15 protein-coding genes are annotated in these 19,576 nt (G+C 68.9%); 10 read left to right on the forward strand and 5 right to left on the reverse strand.

Going from position 1 to position 19,576, the window contains the following annotated elements:
- Window positions 1-17: 17 nt before the first annotated feature.
- Window positions 18-2,966: a serine/threonine protein kinase gene (locus tag G4D86_RS46565; protein ID WP_164001913.1), complete on the reverse strand. Its 2,949-nt coding sequence runs from the start codon at window positions 2,964-2,966 to the stop codon at window positions 18-20.
- A gap of 246 nt (window positions 2,967-3,212) precedes the next feature.
- The gene (locus tag G4D86_RS46570) at window positions 3,213-4,169 is read right to left on the reverse strand and encodes a hypothetical protein (protein WP_164001915.1); all 957 of its coding nucleotides are present in this window, start codon (window positions 4,167-4,169) and stop codon (window positions 3,213-3,215) included.
- A gap of 142 nt (window positions 4,170-4,311) precedes the next feature.
- Between G4D86_RS46570 and G4D86_RS46575 the strand changes: the two genes are divergently transcribed.
- Both G4D86_RS46575 and G4D86_RS46580 read left to right on the forward strand, forming a co-directional pair.
- Window positions 4,312-4,869 (forward strand): hypothetical protein, encoded by a 558-nt coding sequence (locus G4D86_RS46575; protein ID WP_240360863.1) that lies wholly within the window; start codon window positions 4,312-4,314, stop codon window positions 4,867-4,869.
- Window positions 4,870-4,928: 59 nt separating this feature from the next.
- Window positions 4,929-5,093 carry a ribbon-helix-helix domain-containing protein gene (locus tag G4D86_RS46580; protein ID WP_015349436.1) on the forward strand — a complete coding sequence of 55 codons (165 nt, stop codon included), beginning with the start codon at window positions 4,929-4,931 and terminating at the stop codon, window positions 5,091-5,093.
- A 27-nt stretch (window positions 5,094-5,120) separates the two neighbouring features.
- On the opposite strand, the gene G4D86_RS46585 is transcribed toward G4D86_RS46580, so the two are convergent.
- Window positions 5,121-5,969 (reverse strand): tRNA pseudouridine synthase A, encoded by an 849-nt coding sequence (locus tag G4D86_RS46585; RefSeq protein ID WP_164001917.1) that lies wholly within the window; start codon window positions 5,967-5,969, stop codon window positions 5,121-5,123.
- A 44-nt stretch (window positions 5,970-6,013) separates the two neighbouring features.
- On the opposite strand from G4D86_RS46585, the gene G4D86_RS46590 reads away from it, so the two are divergent.
- The 3 genes from G4D86_RS46590 to clpX all read left to right on the forward strand — a co-directional run bounded on the left by G4D86_RS46590 (window position 6,014) and on the right by clpX (window position 9,128).
- Entirely contained in the window at window positions 6,014-6,943 is a 930-nt protein-coding gene (locus G4D86_RS46590) for an AgmX/PglI C-terminal domain-containing protein (protein WP_164001919.1), read from the forward strand.
- Between the two features lie 27 nt (window positions 6,944-6,970).
- Complete coding sequence (locus G4D86_RS46595) at window positions 6,971-7,627, forward strand: hypothetical protein (RefSeq protein WP_164001921.1); 657 nt, start codon at window positions 6,971-6,973, stop codon at window positions 7,625-7,627.
- Window positions 7,628-7,850: 223 nt separating this feature from the next.
- Window positions 7,851-9,128 carry an ATP-dependent Clp protease ATP-binding subunit ClpX gene (gene clpX / locus G4D86_RS46600; protein ID WP_164001923.1) on the forward strand — a complete coding sequence of 426 codons (1,278 nt, stop codon included), beginning with the start codon at window positions 7,851-7,853 and terminating at the stop codon, window positions 9,126-9,128.
- Between the two features lie 68 nt (window positions 9,129-9,196).
- Here clpX and G4D86_RS46605 read toward each other — a convergent pair whose 3' ends face one another.
- The gene (locus G4D86_RS46605; RefSeq protein ID WP_240360864.1) at window positions 9,197-10,570 is read right to left on the reverse strand and encodes a GAF domain-containing sensor histidine kinase; all 1,374 of its coding nucleotides are present in this window, start codon (window positions 10,568-10,570) and stop codon (window positions 9,197-9,199) included.
- A 370-nt stretch (window positions 10,571-10,940) separates the two neighbouring features.
- On the opposite strand from G4D86_RS46605, the gene G4D86_RS46610 reads away from it, so the two are divergent.
- On the forward strand, window positions 10,941-12,950 hold the full coding sequence (locus G4D86_RS46610) for a protein kinase domain-containing protein (RefSeq protein ID WP_205520372.1): 2,010 nt from the start codon (window positions 10,941-10,943) through the stop codon (window positions 12,948-12,950).
- Window positions 12,951-12,971: 21 nt separating this feature from the next.
- On the opposite strand, the gene G4D86_RS46615 is transcribed toward G4D86_RS46610, so the two are convergent.
- Complete coding sequence (locus tag G4D86_RS46615) at window positions 12,972-14,492, reverse strand: Hsp70 family protein (RefSeq protein WP_164001928.1); 1,521 nt, start codon at window positions 14,490-14,492, stop codon at window positions 12,972-12,974.
- Between the two features lie 277 nt (window positions 14,493-14,769).
- Between G4D86_RS46615 and G4D86_RS46620 the strand changes: the two genes are divergently transcribed.
- The 4 genes from G4D86_RS46620 (at window position 14,770) to G4D86_RS46635 (ending at window position 19,500) form a co-directional block, all read left to right on the forward strand.
- Window positions 14,770-17,016 (forward strand): PrkA family serine protein kinase, encoded by a 2,247-nt coding sequence (locus G4D86_RS46620; RefSeq protein ID WP_164001931.1) that lies wholly within the window; start codon window positions 14,770-14,772, stop codon window positions 17,014-17,016.
- A 140-nt stretch (window positions 17,017-17,156) separates the two neighbouring features.
- Window positions 17,157-18,050, forward strand: a complete 894-nt coding sequence (locus tag G4D86_RS46625) for a S1 family peptidase (protein ID WP_164001934.1) — start codon at window positions 17,157-17,159, stop codon at window positions 18,048-18,050.
- Window positions 18,051-18,134: 84 nt separating this feature from the next.
- Window positions 18,135-18,587: a deoxycytidylate deaminase gene (locus G4D86_RS46630; RefSeq protein ID WP_164001936.1), complete on the forward strand. Its 453-nt coding sequence runs from the start codon at window positions 18,135-18,137 to the stop codon at window positions 18,585-18,587.
- A 295-nt stretch (window positions 18,588-18,882) separates the two neighbouring features.
- Window positions 18,883-19,500 carry a histidine kinase dimerization/phospho-acceptor domain-containing protein gene (locus tag G4D86_RS46635; RefSeq protein WP_164001938.1) on the forward strand — a complete coding sequence of 206 codons (618 nt, stop codon included), beginning with the start codon at window positions 18,883-18,885 and terminating at the stop codon, window positions 19,498-19,500.
- Window positions 19,501-19,576 lie beyond the last annotated feature (76 nt).

Raw genomic sequence — 19,576 nt, forward strand, 5'->3', positions numbered from 1 at the left:
CACCATTCCCGGGGGCTTCACTTCAACTCGTCGATGACAGGGCTGCCGAGCTGGGTCTGCAGGCGCTGGACGCGCTCCTGCTCCCGGCGCAGCAGGGACTGGAGCTGCTTCGCGGCATGGATGGCTTCATCCTGGGCCTTGCGCGCGGCCACGGCGTTCTTCTCCGCGTACCGCTTCGCGAAGCGCGCCCGGAGCTGCGCCTTGTTGGCGTTCTCCAGCGCGTCCAGCAGCTCGTCGTTCTTGCTCTGCAGCTCGTTGTTGGCGACGGCGACCTGGGCATTGGCGGCCTCTGCCTCTTCCTGGGCCTTCTGCCGCTGCAGCTCCTTGGCCTGCACCTCGGCCAGGCGCGTGCGCGCCACCGTCTCCGCCTCGCGCGCTTCGGACTCGGCGCTCTTGGCGATGACGGCCTGGCGCTCCGCCTCCTGCTGCGCGTTGCGGATGACCACCAGCGCAATCACCGCGGCGAGCGCCAGCATGCCGAGGAACGCCGTGCTGCCGATGACGAGCGCCCGGCGGCGGCGCGCGGCCTTCTGCTCCTGCGCGAGGACGTGCTCCAGGAAGTCCCGCTGGAGCTTCGGCAGTTCCCCGCGGTAGCGCCGCTGGAAGCGTCGCGCCTCCTCCACCACCTCACCGCGCCAGAGCAGGCCGGCGTCGAAGCCCTTCGCCTGCCACTGCCGGGCCGCGTTGCGCAGCTGCTCCAGGAAGGCCGTGTCCTCCTGGCCTTCGTCCAGCCAGCGGCGCAGCGTGGGCCAGCTGTGCAGCAGCGATTCGTGGACCAGCTCTACCGTCGCGCCCGTGGCGCCGCCGCCCGTCTGCACCACCAGCAGGCGCGCCTGGACGAGGTGGTCGATGAGGCGCTGGATTTCGCCCGCGTCCTTCGCCAGCTCGCGCAGCTCTCCCATGGAGACGATGGCGCGCGTGCGCTCCGGCGTCACCAGGCGCAGGAAGACGGCCCGCACCAGCGCCTGCTGCGCGTGGGACAGCTCCCCGAGGACACTGTCGGCGTGCGTGGCGAGCGCTCCGGCGATGCCGCCCATGGACTGGTAGCTGCGCTCGGTGAGCACCTTGCTCGCCGTGTCGCGCTGTTCCCACAGCAGCGTCGCCGCGAACTGGAGGAGCGGCAGCGCGCCCTGCGTCGCATCGAGGTGCTCGAGCATGTGCTCGACGAGCTGCGGCGTCTCGAAGCGGTACCCGGCCATCTCCGCCGGCTGCACCAGCGCGTCGCGCAGGCCCTCGCGGTTGGGCGGGGAGAGGAAGAAGAGGCCCTGGCTCAGCTCCGCCATGAAGCGCTCGTCCTCGGACACCCGGTCCAGGAAGTCCGAGCGCAGCGACAGCACCACGCGCACGGGGGACGTGGCGTCGTCCGCGAGGCCCGCGAGGCACGCGGTGAAGGCCAGGCGCTCCTGCGCGTCCGGCACCAGCGTGTAGAGCTCCTCGAACTGGTCCACGAAGAGCAGCAGCTTGCGGCGCGAGCGGCGGGCGCGGCTGCGCAGCACGGTGCCCACATAGCCGGGCTCCTGGGCCAGGCGCTCGACGAGCTGCCGCTGCTCCTGGATGTCACCCTCCAGCGTGGTGGAGCTGCTCACCAGCGGCGCGACGATGCTGGCCAGTGCCGCCAGCGGCTGGCGGCCGGGGCGGATGACGAGCGACTCCCACGTCTCGCCGGAGCGCTTGAGTACGGGCACGAGGCCGGCGCGCACGAACGACGACTTGCCCGTGCCGGAAGGACCGACGATGGCCAGCAGCGGCCGGTCCTGGATGCGGTTCACCAGCGCGGCGATTTCGCGCGAGCGGCCGAAGAAGCGGTCCGCGTCCGACTCCTGGAAGGAGCTGAGGCCCGCGTAGGGGCTCTCGTCGATGCGCAGCTCCCGGGTGTAGCGGCCGGGGAGGAACGGCTCCAGCGCCTGCAGCAGCGACGCCGCATCCGGGAAGCGCAGGTCCTTGAGCTTGTAGAGGCAGCGGTCCACGACGGCCGCCAGGTCCGGCGGCACGTCCGGACACATGTCGCCCAGGCGGGGCATGGGCTCGTCGAGCTGCGCCGTCACCATGAGCTGCGGGCCGTACAGCGGATCCAGCGGGTGCTTTCCGGCCAGCATCCGGAACAGCATGATGCCCACCGCCCAGATGTCCGTGCGGTGGTCGATGTCCACGCCGATGCCCCACTGCTCCGGGGACATGTACGGCATGGTTCCCATGATGGCGCCGCTGCGGGTGAGTTCGGCCTTCTCCCGGCCCCCGTCGGCGTCAGCGGGCGAGGGCGCCGCGGGCTCGGCGGGCCGCGCCTCGTCGAGGTCCACCTCCACCGAGGGTTCCGCCCCCTGGAGCACCTTGGCGATGCCGAAGTCGAGCACCTTGATGCCGCCCGCGTCGGTGACGATGACGTTGTCGGGCTTGAGGTCGCGGTGGACGATCTTCCGCTCGTGCGCGCACGCGAGGGCGCGGACGACGGGCACCATCAATTCCACGGCGCGCGAGGGCGGCAGGCGCTGGCTGCCCTTGACGAGCTTGTTGAGCGGCTGGCCCTGGAGGAACTCCAGCACCATGTACGGGCTGCCCTGGAACTCGCCGACCTCGTAGATGATGACGATGTTCTCGTGGCTGCAGAGCGCGGTGGCCTGCGCCTCGCGGATGAAGCGCCGGGTGACATCCGGGTCCGTGGTGTGCAGGAACTTGATGGCTACGCGGCGGCCCAGCCGGGTGTCACGCGCGAGGAAGACGGTGCCCATGCCGCCACTGCCGAGCTGGCGAATCAGCTCGTAGTGGTGGATGCGCGTGCCGGGCCGGGGCAGGTGCTCATGGCCCTCCGACGCTGTGTCCCCGTACGACGGATTGGAGGGAGTTTCCCCCGTGCCGGGGCCGGTGCTCGGCGTGAACAGGGAGTCCACGTCAGCGGCGATGGTTCGCTCGTCTACTTCGAAGGCCACGGCTTCCTCGTGCCCGCTGGGCGCTCGTCCCCCTCCCACCATGGCCTCCCGCCTGGAAGACCCTGATGCAGGGTTTGAACGCCGTTTCAGGAATGGCGGCATTTTCGTCGTCGCCCGACAGAAACCGCAAGACGCGGAGCGCTAGGGCGGCGTGTCACTTCAAGTGGGGGTCGGCAGGGGAGGGGCCGCTTGGACACCTTCTCTGCGCGGCCCTTCGGGGTGGGCTGAAAAAGGAAAGCCCGCGGCCACACGGGCCGCGGGCTCTTCACCGCCTCACGAGGGCTGGACCTACTGAGCCGAAACGTTTATCCGCGCCGTGCCCTCCACGTGTCCAAAGAGCCCAGGCGTCGACCGCGACAGGTAGCATGGAGTCTGGACATCAAACGGTCGCGCTGCGGGGAGACCGTTCTCGTCCACGACCCCGGCGAATGGACCATTCGACGGTCCGATGGACAGGTTGAAGGGTTCGCGTTGACCGCCTGGGAACTGGAACTGGACCCCGCTGAAAGCGAGCAGCCCTCCCCCCATTGCCAACACGGAGAACCGGGCCTGGGCGCCTTGCAGCGATGTCGCAAGGCTGTCGTGGAGCAACTCGGAGTAGGCACCCCCGAACTGGACGGTGATGGGACCTGTCTCCACGGTGATGGCCTTGGGGTACCCCTCATTCACGCGGATGACCGTGGCCGTATCCCAGTTGATGACGAACGGCACGCTCGTCCCCGCCAGTGATGCGAGGGAGTTCAGGGGATCTCCTTCCGGATCGTTCGGGGCGAAGTCGAACGTGCCGGTGACCCAGCCCGCCGTGTCCACGGAGATACCCACGTCCGCGGTGGCGCTCCCAGGGACCTTGAAGATGAACCGCACCGCGCGCGCCTGACCTTCATCGAGGGAGAAGGCCATCGGGTTGGGCGAGATCAGACTGGCCTGCACGCTCTGTCCGGGCGCGTCCGCGCGCTCGAGATGCCACTGCCCCTCAAGCCGGATGGAGTAGGCGCCTGCGGGCAGCGGCACGCTCACCGTGTCCGGCGACGTGTCCGTGATGTTGACCGACTGCGGCCCGGTGATGGCGAAGGTCGCCCCCACCAGCCGGTAGCGCTGGCCTTCCGACGTCGTCGAAGTCAGCGGCAGCTGGAGCACGCCCTCGCCAGCCTGGGGCTCCCGAGGCTCCTGCTGCGTGGACGGCGCCCCACCGCAAGCCGCCATGAGCAACGCAATAGCAATTGCACTGAAATTAAACTTCAACATTGAAACTCCTGGAGAGGCGCGGACCCTAGATTTCGCGGGTTTGTCTTGTCAAATGAGAGACATTGGGGTCGCCTCGGACCCCCGTTCGCGTCCAGGGAAGGCTGGTAGAAAGCGCGCCCACCCGATGACTCGCGAGCGGTGCATGACGTCTGGAAGAGGGCGCTGGCTGACATGGATGATCCGCGCGGTGGGCCCGGCCCTCGCGGTGGGCCTGCCCGTGGCCGCTTCCGCCGAGCCCGTCGACACGCCGTACTACGAGGACCGCCGCGCCCTCTCGCTGATCCTCGGCCCGGGCGCCGCGTACACCGAGTACATCGACCGGGACGACGGCGACGCGGAGAAGGGAGTGGACGCGCACCTGGACCTCGGCGGCACCCGCACCGTGGGCTACGACGGGGACGAGCTCTTCGTGCTGATCCGAGGCAGCCTGCGCGGGCCGGATCTGTCGTTCGCCGGGGGCTACCGGAACTTCTTCGGCGTCGACGCGTGGCAGACCTTCTTCGACGTGGGCGTGCTCGTGAGGCCGTTTTCTGGGCCGTGGGTGGGGCCTCGCGTAGGTTTGGGCCTCAGACACACCTTCTCCGAGCGGCTCGCGGTGTTCGGCGGGCTGGGACTGACGCTCGGGTTCGGATCAGGCCTGCGCGGGGATGCCGAAGCCTTCACCGGGGTGCAGTGGATCTTCCCGGTAGGATCGCAGTGAAAAAATTGCGATCCCCGAGGTCTGTGAGATGGTGTGCGCATCTGTAGGAGGTTGCGCACTTGGACATGAATCCCCGCCTCACCTCGGTCGTCTTCCGGCTCAACCGCGAGAAGCTCGATGCCCTGAAGGAGCTGTCGCGCTCCACGCGCATCCGTCAGAGCGAGTACCTGCGGGAGGCCATCTCGGACCTGCTGGCGAAGTACGAGGAGCGGCTGGTCGACTGACGACCGCTGCTCGGACCCCGCCGCACGTCACCCCGAAATGAAGGGTGGCTCCAGCGGCAGCCCCGGAGGGTGGAGACGCTCTCCAGCCGTGAAGGGGTCCAACCCGGGAGGGTAGCGCACCTCCCAGAGCACCAGGCCGTGCGCGGGCGCCTTGAAGCCCTCCACGGCCGCCCCCGTCTCCAGCGCCGCCTTCCACTCAGCTTCCGGCAAGAGTCCCGCCGCCACCTTCAGCGCGCTCCCCACGAGGTAGCGCACCTGGTAGCGCGCGAAGCCGTCCCCGCTCAGCCTCGCTTCATAGAGTCCCCCGCCCAGCGCATGCAGGGTGGCGGACTCCAGGGTGCGCGGCTTGCGAGGGCTGGACTTCTCATGGAAGGCGATGAAGTCCCGCGTCCCCACCGCCTGGCCCAGCAGCGCCTCCAGCCGCTCGGGCATCACCCGCGCGCCGCTCTGCAAGAGTGGCTCACCGGCGACGTCCAGGGAGTAGGGCGCCCACGCCGCGTCGGGCGTCCCGTCCAGCCGCAGCCGGTAGCGGTACGCCTTGCCGCTCGCGCTCCACTGCGCATGGAAGGAGCCGGGCCGGCGCACCGCGCACAGCCCCAGGCCGTCCGGCAACCGGGCGGGCAGCCGCTTCTCCAGCGCTTCCGCTGAATCGCCCGGCTCCAGCCGCACGCTCACCACCTGCATCCGCGCGTGGACGCCCCTGTCTGTACGCCCCGCCGGCATGATGGTGGCGGGTACGCCGACGGACGCCAGCGCCTCCTCGAGGGCCGCCTGCACGGTGGGCCCCTCCGGCTGACGCTGGAAGCCACGGAAGTTTCCGCCGCGGTACCAGATCCACAGTGCGACGGGAATCCGCTTGGAAGTCGATTGGAGCACGGCGTTGCGAGTGTGTGGGGGAACACGGGATACTCGCGCGCGAAATGGCGGCCGGACAAGACTTTGCGGTGGATGTGGAAGGACATTGGCTCTTTCGACAGGGGGACCTGGTCCTGGGGCCCGTCAGCGGCGGGCAGATTGTCGAGAAGCTCGTCTCGGGGGAGCTGACCCCGGACACGCCGGTGGCTCCCGCGGGGGAGCGCCACTTCCAGCGCCTGGCGGACGTGGATGCCTTCCGGGTGCACGTGGCCCGCGCGGAGGCCCGCGCGCGCGTGGACGCCGCCGTCCAGGTGGAGCGTGAGAAGTCCCGCAAGCGGCTGACCTACTTGAGCGCCGGAGCGGGCGTGCTGGTGGTGCTGCTCGGCATCGGCGGCCTGTGGGTGGCGCGCAACGCCGCCGTCTACGGGTGGCTCGGCGGCGAGGACGAGTTCGAGGGCATCGAGATGGAGGCGCCCACCATCCGCCTCGCCCAGGCCCGCGCCGACGAGGAGGAGCTCTTCGACTACCCCACCAACGGCACGCGCCGCCCGGGGACGGAGCCGGGCACCACCACCAAGCCCGCCACCGGCACCAACGGCACCGGCAAGACGGCCGTGGCCTCCGCCACCCGCGCCGACCCGAAGCGCCCGCCGCGCCCGGCCGGCAGCGTGGGGACGGACCCGGACGGCCTGGAGATGACGCAGCAGTTCGACCAGTCCGCCATCAACCGGGTGGTGTCCGGCAACAAGTCCACGCTCTTCAAGTGCCTGAAGGACGAGGCCGAGCGCACGCCGGGCCTGTACGCGAAAATCCCCCTGGAGTTCGTCATCGGCAATGACGGCAAGGTGTCCAAGCTCTGGGTGGACAACCCGCAGTTCAAGAAGGGGCCACTCTACGAGTGCCTCCTGATGGAGCTGCAGAAGTGGCCCTTCCGGGCCTACGAGGGCGAGCGAGCCACGGTGGGTCTGTCGTTCACCATCGGCAAGCGGGGGTAGGGACACTTTCTTGCCCACCCCCCGGGCATGGCCGATACCAGGGCCATGTCCGCTGCTTCCGTTGCCGAGGTCGAGATTGCGAAGAAGGCGCTGAGCGTCCCCCCGGGGACCTTCCGGCACACCGTCCTGGTGGCCGCCAAGCGCTTCAAGTCCACCTGGGCCGAGCTGGGCCAGCTGCTCGTTCAGGTCCGGGACGAGGCCAAGTTCGAAGAGTGGGGCTATCCCACCTTCGAGGCCTACTGTCTCAAGGAGCTGCACATCAAGAAGCAGACGGCCCTGAAGCTCACCCGGTCGTTCAGCTTCCTGGCCAAGCACGAGCCCGAGGAGGAGCTCAAGGCGCAGGAGTTCCCCGAGAAGGCGCCCGCCTTCGAGGTGATTGAAGTCCTGGCCGACGCCGAGGAGCGGGGGCAGCTTTCACCCACCGAGTACAAGTCCCTCCGCGACAGCATCTGGAGCCCGGAAAAGTCCCCGACAGAGCTGAAGAAGGAGTTCACCGAGCGCTTCCCGCGCCCGGCCCCCGAGCCCCCGCCGGAGAGCGCCCAGGTGCGCAAGCTGGCGCAGATGGCTCGGAAGCTCGCCAGTGAGCTGGCGGGGTGCCGTCGGATCCCGAACGCCGTCGCCGAGCGAGCGTCCGCCCTGGCGGAGGACGTGGAGGACATCGCCGCGGGCGTGACGGACGCCTGAACCGCTGTTACTGAACGCTGACCCGTGGCCGGGCATGTACGCTCGGCAACGGGCCTGTACCGCCGGGCTTCCTGCCCGAAGGGGAGGGCCCTATAGTGGTTCAGGGCCCCGTGTAGGTGGGCCTGACGGCTGTTCGAGACGTGGGCAGGCCGTGAGGGTAGGGGAGCGGTGGACGGCGTAGCAGGCTCCGGGGGACCCGGGGTCGGTGAACTCGGAGGCGGCAGTGAAGAAGGAGCACCACGTCAACCTGTCCTGTTCGTTCTGCGGAAAATCGCAGCGCGAGGTCCGCAAGCTGATTGCCGGGCCGACGGTCTACATCTGCGACGAGTGCATCAAGCTCTGTAACGACATCATCGCGGATGAGAACGAGCGAGAGGAAGGCAAGCCCCAGGTCTCCCTGCCGACACCGGCGGAGATCAAGGCGTTCCTCGACGACTACGTCATTGGCCAGGACCAGGCGAAAAAGGTCCTCGCGGTGGCGGTTTACAACCACTACAAGCGCATCTACCAGAAGAAGCCGGCCGCCCGGCCGCGCCCCGGAGTGAAGAGTCCCGGCGGCGAGGACGTGGAGCTGAGCAAGAGCAACATCCTGCTCATCGGCCCCACGGGCAGCGGCAAGACGCTGCTGGCCCAGTCCCTGGCGCGCTTTCTCAATGTTCCCTTCACCATCGCCGACGCGACCAGCCTCACCGAGGCCGGCTACGTGGGCGAGGACGTGGAGAACATCATCCAGAACCTCCTCCACAACGCCGACTACGACGTGGAGAAGGCCGCGCGCGGCATCGTCTACATCGACGAGATCGACAAGATTGCCCGCAAGGGTGACATGCCGAGCGCCACCCGCGACGTCGGCGGCGAGGGCGTGCAGCAGGCCCTGCTGAAGATCATCGAGGGCACCCGCGCCAACGTCACGCCGCGCGGCGGGAAGAAGTACAACCAGCAGGAGTACGTCCAGGTCGACACGACGAACATCCTCTTCATCTGCGGTGGTGCCTTCCACGGCATCGACGGCGTCATCAAGCGCCGCGTGGGTGAGAAGGGCCTGGGCTTCGGCGCGAAGATCACCCACCGCGAGGAGCGCAGCGTGGGCGAGCTGCTGGCGCTGACGGAGCCGGAGGACCTGATGAAGTTCGGGATGATTCCCGAGTTCATCGGCCGCCTGCCCATGATCGCCACGCTGAACGACCTGAAGGAAGAGGACCTCGTCATCATCCTCTCGCAGCCGAAGAACGCGCTGGTGAAGCAGTACCAGAAGCTCTTCGAGATGGAGAAGGTGAAGCTGACCTTCACCAAGGAAGCGCTGCGCGCCATCGCCCGCGAGGCGATGCGCCGTCACTCCGGAGCGCGCGGCCTGCGCGCCATCCTGGAGGACGCGATGCTGGAGATCATGTACGACGTGCCGTTCCGCGAGGGCGTCAAGGAGTGCAAGATCACCGAGCAGGTGATCACCAAGCACGAGCCTCCGCAGCTCGTGATGGAGAAGGAGAAGAAGACGGCCTAGCCGCCCAAGCTTCTCCTCGAAGCCAGAAGGCCCTTCTTCCCAGCCCGGGGAGAGGGGCCTTCGCTTTTTCAGGCCGCGGAGGCCGCGGCGGGGGCGGGCAGGGTGATGATGAACTCGGCGTACTCGCCGGGGGTGCTCTCCACGCGAATCTGGCCGTGGTGCTCCTGGACGATGTCGTGGCACAGCGACAGGCCCAGGCCGGTGCCCACGCCCGCGGGCTTGGTGGTGAAGAACGGGTGGAAGAGCTTCTCGCGCACGTGCTCGGGGATGCCGGTGCCGTTGTCACGCACGCGCAGCTCCACCGTGTCTCCGAGGCGGCGGGTGCGGATGGTGACGCACGGGGTGAAGCCGACGCCGGCCTTCGCCTGCTTCTGCAGCGTCGCGTAGAAGGCGTTCTCGAGGATGTTGATGAACAGGCGGCTGATGTCGCTGGCCACCACCTCCACCGTGCCCACCGAGGCGTCCAGCTCGGACTCCGTCTGCACGGTGGCGCCGCTCGAGCGGCTGCGCAGCCCCTGTTCCGCCAGGCCGAGGCTGTCGCGGACCAGCGTGTTGAAGTCCGCGCGCGAGCGCGTCCCCTCGGAGCGGCGCGAGTGGCGCAGCATCGTCTTGATGATGTCCGACGCGCGCTTGCCGTGGGAGTGGATGCGCTGCGCATTCTGGCGCAGGTCCTCCAGCAGCCCCAGGGCGTCCTCCAGCGTCTCGGCATCCAGCTGGCCGCCCCGTCCGCGCAGCGTCTCCTCCAGCTCGGCGGCCATCCGCGTGGACAGGTTGGAGAAGTTGGTCACGAAGTTGAGCGGGTTCTGCAGCTCGTGGGTGATGCCGGCGGTGAGCGCGCCCAGGGACGCGAGCTTGTCCTGCGCCACCAGCTGCTGCCGCAACTCCTCGACATTGCTCTCCAGCGCCTGGTTCTGCTCCTTCAGGCGCGCGCACAGCGCGGCGTTCTCCAGACAGACGGCGGCGTGGCGCGACAGCAGGCGCAGCACCTCCTGCCGCTCGTGCGTGAAGGGCCCGCGCGTGGCGTCGTTCTCCAGGTAGAGCGCGCCGGTGGCCGAGCCGTCCTTCACGAGCGGGCTGCACAGCAGGGACGCGGGCCGGGCGGTGCGGAAGTAGGGGTCCTCGGAGAAGGCCTCGCCGGCTGCCGTGTCGTGGAGGAGGACCGCCTCGCCCGTGCGCACCACGTGGAGGATGACGGAGGCCGGGAGCACGGTGCACGACTCCACCGGCACCGCCTGCTCCACCACCACGTCCTCGGCCTCCGCCGAGCCCTCGGCCGTGATGAACAGGCCCTCGGGCTTCTTCAGGATGAGGACGCCGCGCAGCGCGCCGGTGTGCTCGAGGGCCCAGGTGAGCAACCTGCCCATCAGCCTGCCCGGGACGAGCTCGCTGGAGAGAGCGCACGCCAGCTCGATGACAGCCTGGTAGCCGGGGACCTCGGTCATTGCTCCACCCGTGCGCGCCAAGGGGCGGCCCCTCGTGAGAGGCGAGGCTATCCCTGCCTTCCGGGGCTCGCAACCCGACCCGGGAAGGAGGTGGGGATGGCAGGACCTTCGCCTGGTGTGCGGCATGCCCGGGCTCGGGCCTCGGGATGATCCAGGAGCGGGCGTGAGGCCGCCGTGTCGGCTCAGGCGTGATCACGGTCGCACCGGGTGGATCCGCCTGCCTGTCCGGTCAGGAAGGCAGGGTGATACCTGCGTGACGCAGTACCCCCGGCAGACAGGGTGTGAGAAGATTCGCGCGTCTTGCGGGAGCCCCCCACTCCCGTCGCACGGGGCGGACCCCCCCGAGGCCACCACCATGGATGAACACGGCATGTCCGATCGCCAGACCGTTGGCGGCAGGTACGTCCTGGAGCGACGCCTCGCCGGGGGCGGCATGGGCACCATCTGGGTGGCGCTGGATCCCAAGCTCCAGCGTCACGTGGCGCTGAAGCTGATGGCGTCCCACTGTGCCCCGGCCCCGCTCGCGCGCCAGCAGTTCGAGTGGGAGGCGCAGGCCATCGCCCGGCTGCAGAACCCGCACGTCATCCAGGTCCACGACTGCGACCTCGCCGGCGACACGCCCTACATCGTGATGGAGCTGCTCGATGGGGAGGACCTGGAGGCGCTCCTCCTGCGCCGCGAGCGGCTGTCCCTGGCCATGGTGGACCGGGTCCTCACCCAGGCGGCCCGCGCGCTGACGGCCGCCCACGCCGCCGGTGTCATCCACCGGGACCTCAAGCCCGCGAACATCTTCCTCGCCCGCTCCGCCAGCGGCGAGCTGGTGAAGGTGCTCGACTTCGGGCTCGCGCTCCTGATGTCCGGCGGAGCGGCGAAGCCCCACCCGGACGAGGAGATGGCGGGCACGCCCCGCTACATGAGCCCGGAGCAGCTGCGCGGCGTCGAGCCCCGGTTGGATCACCGCTGCGACCTCTGGGCGCTGGCCGTCGTTGCGTACCGCGCGCTCACCGGGCAGCACCCGTTCGCCCTCGAGTCCCTGCGGCAGATGCGCCTGGGCCAGGTGCCCCCGCCGCCTCCGCCGCCCTCCAGCATCGTCCCCGAGCTGGGCGCGGAGGTGGACGCCTTCTTCGCGCGCGCGTTGGACCCGGAGCCCTCGCTGCGCTACCAGTCCGCGCACGAGCTGGCCGCGGCCTTCACCTCGCGCGTGGACGCGGGCCGCCCGTCGCGCCCGGCGAAGGTGCTGGTGGTGGACGACGAGCCGGACATCGTCGTGCTGATGGAGCAGAGCTTCCGCAAGCAGATCCGCCGCTCCGTCTACCAGTTCCTCTTCGCCGCGGACGGCGAGGAGGCGCTGGAGCAACTGCGCCAGCACCCCGACGTGCAGGTCGTCCTCTGCGACATCAACATGCCGCGCATGGACGGGCTCACCTTCCTGTCGCGCGTGGGCGAGGTCAGCTCCCTGACTCGCGTGGTCATCGTGTCGGCCTACGGCGACATGAACAACATCCGCACGGCGATGAACCGCGGCGCCTACGACTTCATCACCAAGCCCATCGACTTCCCGGACCTGGAGACGACGCTCGTCAAGACGCTGAAGCACGTGCGCGAGCTGCGCAGCACCATCCGCTCCACGGAGGAGAACGGCCTGTTGCGCATGTTCGTCCCCGGCGGCGTGCTGGAGCGGCTGCCCCCGCTGCTGCAGGGCTCGGACGCGCTGGCCGGAGAGCGGGTGGAGGGCACGGTGGTGTTCGTCGACGTGGACGCCTTCACGCCCGTGCTCCACCAGGAGCCGCCCGCGGAGTCGCTGCGCCGGCTCAACGCCAACTTCGAGGCCATCGTCCCGGAGGTGCTGTCGCGGGGCGGCACGGTGGACAAGTTCATCGGGGACGCCGTGATGGCCGTCTTCCGGGGGCCGGGCCACGCGGACCGCGCGCAGGAGGCGTGCCTCGCCATCCGCCGGCAGCTCGGCACGCTCGCGGACCGGGGCGGCGAGAGCGCCCCGTACGCCCACGGCGTCTGCATCGGCCTGGACTCGGGGGAGCTGGTGTCCGGCAGCATCGGCGCCAAGGCCTCGGGCCGGCTGGACTACACGGTGCTGGGCGACGTGGTGAACACCGCCTCGCGGCTCGCCGCCCGGGCCGCGCGGGGCCAGGTGCTGGTCAGCGACCGCGCACGCGAGCTGGCGAAGCAGCCCTTCGAGTACACGCCGCAGGGAGAGCAGGCCCTGCACGGGGCGGGCGCGCCCGTGGTCATCTTCGAGCTGGTGCGCCGTGCAGGCGACACCCGCGTGGCCCCGGACGAGGCCACGCCCTTCGTGTCGTCCCAGCCTCCGGCTCACGACGCGCCGGGGACGCCGGTGCTCGCGGCAAGGCCCTCCCGGTAGCAGCGGGGAGGGCAGGGCGCTTCAGCTCTGCGTCACGCGCACCGTGGTCCTCATCTCCTTGCCCGTGGACGGGTCTCTGGCGCGCATGGTGAGGATGCCTTCCACGCTCACGTCGAAGGTGATCTCCACCTGCACGCCGCCGGCGCGGGCCTGCTGGATGCCGGAGAAGGTGAACTCGCCGAGCATGTCATTGCGCGCCACCAGCTCGTGGTCACCCTGGTAGATGCGCATGGCCAGCTCGGTCTGGTTGTCCATGCTGGTGGTGGCCAATAGCTGCTTGGCGTTGGGGATGGGCGCGTTGCGCGGGAAGACGACGTGGAACGCGCCGCCCGCCTTCTCCAGGCCGATGGCCATGGGAATCACGTCCAGCAGCTGGATGCGCAGGTTGGTGTCGTCCTGCAGCGAGTGCGCGTAGAGCGCCGCGCCGATGGCGACGGCCTCGTCCGGGTGCACGCCCTTGCTGGGCGGCTTGCCGAAGAACTTCGTCAGCCGGTCCTGGACGATGGGCATGCGCGTCTGCCCGCCCACCAGCATCACCTCGTCGATGTCCTTCGTCGACAGCCCGGAGTCCACCAGCACGCGCGCCACCATCTGCAGCGTGCGGTCCACGAGCTGGTTGGTGAGCTGCTCCAGCATCTTCCGGGTGAACTTCATCTCGATGTTCAGGGGCTGGCCCTGAGACGTCATCGTGATGAAGGGGATGTTGAAGGGCACCTCCTCGCGCGCGGACAGGTCAATCTTGGTGCGCTCGGCCAGGTCCTTGATGCGCTGCATGGCCACCGGGTCCGTGGCCAGGTCGATGCCCGTCTTCGCCGCGAAGTCCTTGAGGACGTGGTGGATGATGGCGTTGTCGAAGTCGATACCACCCAGGAAGACGTCGCCGCCGGTGGACTTCACCTCGAAGACCCTGTCCCGGATCTCGATGATGGACACGTCGAACGTGCCGCCGCCCAGGTCGTAGATGACGACCTTCTCCTTGAGCCCCTTGCCCACGCCGTACGCCAGCGCCGCGGCGGTGGGCTCGTTGATGATGCGCACCACCTCCAGGTCGATGAGCTTCCCGGCGTCCTTCACCGACTGGCGCTGCCGGTCGTTGAAGTAGGCGGGGACGGTCACCACCGCCCGCTTGATGGGCATCTTCAGGTAGTTGGAGGCCACCTCGCGGATCTTCGCGAGGATCTTCGCGCTGATCTCCTGGAGGGTGAACTCCTTCTTCCCCACGTCCAGGGTGACTTCGTTCTTCTTGCCGGGGCGCATGTTGTACGCCACGACCTTCTTCATGGTGTCGACGACGTCGCTGCCGAAGGTCCGCCCCACCAGGCGCTTCGCGCCATAGACGGTGTTGCGCGGGTTGAGCTGCCACTGGCGCTTGGCCTCGTAGCCGATCAGCTCGTTCCCCTTGTCGTCGATCGCGAAGATGGAGGGGATGGTGTACTCGCCCCCCTTGTAGGGGATGAGCTTGACGTTCCCGCTGTCCTCGACAATCGCCGCGCACGAGTTCGTCGTGCCGAGATCGATGCCGATGATGGGCTCCTTGTGCATCGTGCTTGGACTCCGGGTGGGGGGCGTCGCAGGGGAGAAGAATGGACGCTATCTCACCGCGAACACCTGCGCGAGTATGCTTACACCCCGGTCCCCTGCTCCCCCGGGTGGGAGGCGTGGCTCCTCGCCAGGACGGATCGCGTGGCCCCGAACACACGCCCTGACGGGGGCTGGACATCCGCGCGGGCGGCGGAAAAGTTCGCCAGCGTGACGGGGGCGTGCGGCCGTCCGGCGCCATGGCTACATCGAACTGACCCCGTACCGAGGAGAGACACCCGTGGACGCGAAGGGCTATCTGCAGGAAGTGGGCGCGCAGGTGAACGCCGACTTCGTCAAGAACCGGTCGATCCTGTCCTTCGAGGAATACCTCTCCCTGTTCTTCAATGACCCGAAGGCCCAGGCGCGCAATGCCGCCCAGTACCTGCGGGACGTGATGGACCACTTCGGCACCCAGACGGTGCCGCACCCCACCGGCACCATCCGGCGCTTCAAGGTGTTCGATGCCCCGGGGGGCGACAAGGGCGACCGGGTGGCCGGCCAGGAGGAGGTGCAGAACTCCATCTACCGCCTGCTCGGCAACTTCGTGCGCGCCGGCCGCATCAACAAGCTCATCCTCCTGCACGGCCCCAACGGCAGCGCCAAGTCCACCCTCGTCAATGCCCTCAAGGAGGGCATGGAGGCGTACTCGCGACAGCCGCAGGGGGCGCTCTACCGCATCGCCTGGGTCTTCCCCTCGGAGAAGCTTATCAAGGGCTCCATCGGCTTCGGTGAGCGCGACAGCGGCCAGGAGGAGGTGACCACCTACGCGCACCTGGACGCGGAGTCCATCGACCTGCGGATGCCGTGCGAGCTCAGGGACCACCCGCTCTTCGCCGTGCCGCCAGGCGAGCGCCGCAAGCTGCTGGAGTCCGCCCTCAAGAAGAAGGGGCTGGGCAACGGGGACGGGGAGACGGGCGACTTCATCCTCTCCGACTACGTGCGGGACGGGGAGCTGTGCTCCAAGTGCCGCCGCATCTACACCGCGCTGCTGAATTCCTACGGCGGGGACTGGCTGAAGGTGATGCGCCACGTCCAGGTGGAGCGCTTCTACGTGTCGCGCCGCTACCAGGTGGGCACGGTGACGGTGGAGCCGCAGATGAGCGTGGACGCCGTCGTCCAGCAGATCACCGCGGACCGCACCCAGCTCAACGTGCCCGCCCCCCTGCACAGCACCGTCCTCTACGAGCCACACGGCCCCCTGGTCCACGCCAACCGCGGCCTCATCGAGTACGCGGACCTGCTCAAGAGGCCGCTCGAGGCCTTCAAGTACCTGCTCGGCTTCAGCGAGACGGGCGAGGTGCCATTGGAGCCCTTCGTCCTCCAACTGGACGAGGTGCTCATCGCCTCCGCCAACGAGAAGCACCTGGGCGCCTTCAAGGAGCTGCCGGACTTCGCGTCCTTCAAGGGCCGCATCGAGCTGGTCCGCGTGCCCTACCTGCGCCGCTACAGGACGGAGCAGCAGATCTACGACGCGCAGATCACCGCCACCACCGTGGGCAAGCACGTGGCGCCGCACGCCACCGAGGTGGCCTCCATGTGGGCCGTGCTCACGCGCCTGAAGAAGCCCATTCCGGACCGCTACCCCAATGACGTGAAGGAGCTCATCGACCACGTCACCCCGGTGGAGAAGCTGCACCTCTACGAGGAGGGAGCCCCGCCGGACCGGCTGAGCCTGGCCAACACCAAGGAGCTGCGGAAGCTGCGCGAAGAGCTCTTCACCGAGTCGGACGCGTACCCCAACTACGAGGGCCGCTCGGGCGCCAGCGCGCGTGAAATCAAGACGGCGCTGTTCAACGCCGCGCAGAACCCCGACTACAAGTGCCTCAACGCCCTGGCCGTGTTGGAGGAGCTGGAGGCCATCTGCAAGGACAAGAGCGTCTACGAGTTCCTCCTGCAGGAGGTGGTGGACGGCTACCACGACCATGACGCCTTCGTGCGCGTGGCGGAGACGGAGTACCTGGACCGGGTGGACGGCGAGGTCCGCGAGTCCATGGGCCTGGTTTCCGAGGGCCAGTACCGCGAGCTGGTGGAGCGCTACATCCAGAACGTCAGCCACTGGGTGCGCGGCGAGAAGATGCGCAACCGCGTCACCGGGGAGATGGAGAAGCCGGACGAGCACCGCATGGCGGAGGTGGAAGCCATCGTCATGCCCAAGGGCGAGGAGGCCGCCGAGTTCCGCCGCGGCCTCATCTCCTCCATCGGCGCGCACCGGCTGGACAATCCCGATCTGGAGATGGACTACCCGCGCATCTTCCCGGACATGTTCCGGCGCCTGAGAGACCACTACTTCGAGGAGCGCAAGCGGGTGCTGCGCAAGAACAAGGAGAACGTCCTCAAGTACCTCTCCGAGGACCGCAACCAGCTCACCCCGCGCGAGCAGACGCAGGTGCAGAGCACGCTCAAGGCGATGTCGGAGCGCTACGGCTACTGCGAGTTCTGCGCGAAGGACGCCATCCTGTTCCTGATGAAGAAGCGCTACGGGTGAAACACACCTTCGCATGAGCGGGCAGGCGGACGGGGCCACGCCGGACGCCTGCTTCCAATGCCGGGAGAGGCCCGGGATGATTCGGGCTGCAAGTGAGTTGAACCTTCGCAGCGCAGCCGTCCCCCCTCGCCGGAGAGTCGATGAGCCGCTTCTTCCCGGGCGTCCCCGCCCTGCTCGCCCTCGTATCTTGCGCCAGTGCTCCCTCGCAGCAGTCCGCCAGCGCCCCCGCGCCGGTGGAGCCGGCGGCCCTTGCGGCCACGGTGACGGAGCGCGTCGTCGCGAAGGCCGAGGCCCCGCGTCCCTCCCGAAAGGAGCAGGTGCGGCGCATCCTCCCGCACAACGTACGGCTGCAGATTGTGGAAGGCGGCAAGGCGCGCAGCACCGCGTCGGGCGTGGTGGTGGGCTCCGAGCGCGACGAGCAGGGCAGGGCGGTGGCCTGGGTCGTCACCAACGCGCACGCGGTGGAGATGGGCCACTTGAAGGACCCCGTGCTGCGCGTGATGGTGGACCGTCAGGGCGAGGTGCTCGAGCACACCGGAGAGGTGGCGGCCACGGGCCACGTGCCGGAGCTGGACCTGGCGCTGGTGCGCGTGCCGGGCCTGGATTTGCCGGCGGTGGAGCTGGCGGACGACGCGGAGCTGGAATTGGGCGAGGACGTGGTGGTGGCGGCGTCCCCCTTCGGCCGCGCGCTGTCGCTGTCCGGCGGCATGCTGTCGCAGGTGGAGTGGGACAAGGAGACGAAGCGCCCGAGCATGGTGAAGACGGACGCGCCCATCGGCTACGGCGCGTCGGGCGGCGGCATCTTCAGCCTGGAGACGGGCCGGCTGCTGGCCATCGTCGAGGGCTACCGCACCGCGAAGGTGGACTTCGCCGTGCAGGAGCAGAGCTACAGCTTCGACGTGCCCATGCCCGGTGAGACGTTCGCCGCGCCCAGCGCCAAGGTGCGCCTGTTCCTCCAGACGAAGGGCTTCGCGCGGCTGCTCGAGCGCGCGGCCTCCACCGAGGGCGGCGTGGCCCAGGCGGCCGGGCGTTAGACAGCCCACGAAGCGTCCGCCCGGGCCCTGGCGGAGAACTGGCATCCCGCCCCGGCCGGGTTACACCCCGGCCCGGAGGTAGGGATGTCCGGACGCGTTTCGTGGGATCAGTACTTCATGGACATCGCGAAGCAGGTGGCCACGCGGGCCACGTGTGATCGCAAGCACGTGGGTGCCGTCATCGTGCGCGAGAGGACCATCCTCTCCACGGGCTACAACGGCTCCATCCGCGGCCTGCCGCACTGCGACGACGTGGGCCACATGATGGAGAACGGCCACTGCGTGGCCACCGTCCACGCCGAGGCCAACGCCATCATCCAGGCGGCCACCAACGGCGTCAGCATCGACGGGGCGACCATCTACACCACCGCCAGCCCCTGCTGGCCGTGCTTCAAGCTGATCGCCAACGCGGGCCTGGTGCGCATCGTCTTCGGCGAGTTCTACAGGGACCCGCGCATCTTCGAGTTCGCCACCCGGCTGAAGCTCGAGCTCGTCGGCCTGGGCGAGGCCGCGCGCCCCCCGCCGACGACGGTGTGAATCGTACCTTCGTCCAGTGCCAGACATCCGGCGGCCCGCGCTGATCGCGGACGGCCCGGATTCGTCGGCTGACGGACACTCGGGGGGCCCTCCAAGTAGGCGTCCCTACACGGGAATTTGCCGCTTCCGGCAAGAATTACCGACCCAGGGTTGACGTTCCGGAAGGGGCTCCCTAACTCTTGGCTCCGGTAAGGGCGGCGGCGTGGGAAGGCGGCAAAAACCCGAGGAGTTTCCGTTGGTTAGCTCGACGGCTGTGTCCAGTTCTGCACCCTCTGTCCAGGAGTCGGCGGACCCCATGGTGGGCGCGGCCCGCTATGGCGCCGTCCCCACGCTCATGGACAGCCTGATGCACGACGTGCGCAACCCGCTGAACGCGCTCGCCATCCACCTGGAAGTCCTGTCGGAGAAGCTGAAAGCGGAGACGGGCCAGGTGCCTCCGTCGCAGGAGAAGAACCTCAAGGCCATGCGCGATCAGATCCAGCGCGTGGACGGCATCCTGAAGCTGTTCTCCGAGTTCGTGGTCCACCGCGGCGCGACGCCGGGTGACACGGACCTGTCCGAGGCCGCCACGCGCGCGCTGGGTGTGCTGGGCCACGAGGGCCGCAAGCGCCGGGTGCAGGTGCAGTCCGCGGTGGAGGCCGGGGTGCGGGTGCGGCTGCCGGACACTTCGGAGGTGGGCTTCTTCCTCGTGCAGTCGCTGCTGCGCGCCTTCCGCCGGGCGGAAGGGGGCGGGTCGGTGCGGGTGCTGGTGCGCGCGGACGGACCCCATGCGGTGCTGGAGGTGGAGGACTCGGGCAGCGCGGCCGAGCCCATGCCGGAGGTGGTGGCGGCGCTGGAGCTGCGCTGTGCGCAGCTGGGCGTGGAGCCGCACATCCGCGGCGGTCAGTGCCGGCTGGTGTTCCCTCGCGGCTAGAGCGCCGTTTCTCACGGCGACTTCTTCTTTTGGATTCAGACAACTTCGCGTCACGACGCAGTACGGGAGGTCTTCA

Origin of the sequence: Pyxidicoccus caerfyrddinensis (genome assembly GCF_010894405.1) — a bacterium.
GTDB lineage: Bacteria > Myxococcota > Myxococcia > Myxococcales > Myxococcaceae > Myxococcus > Myxococcus caerfyrddinensis.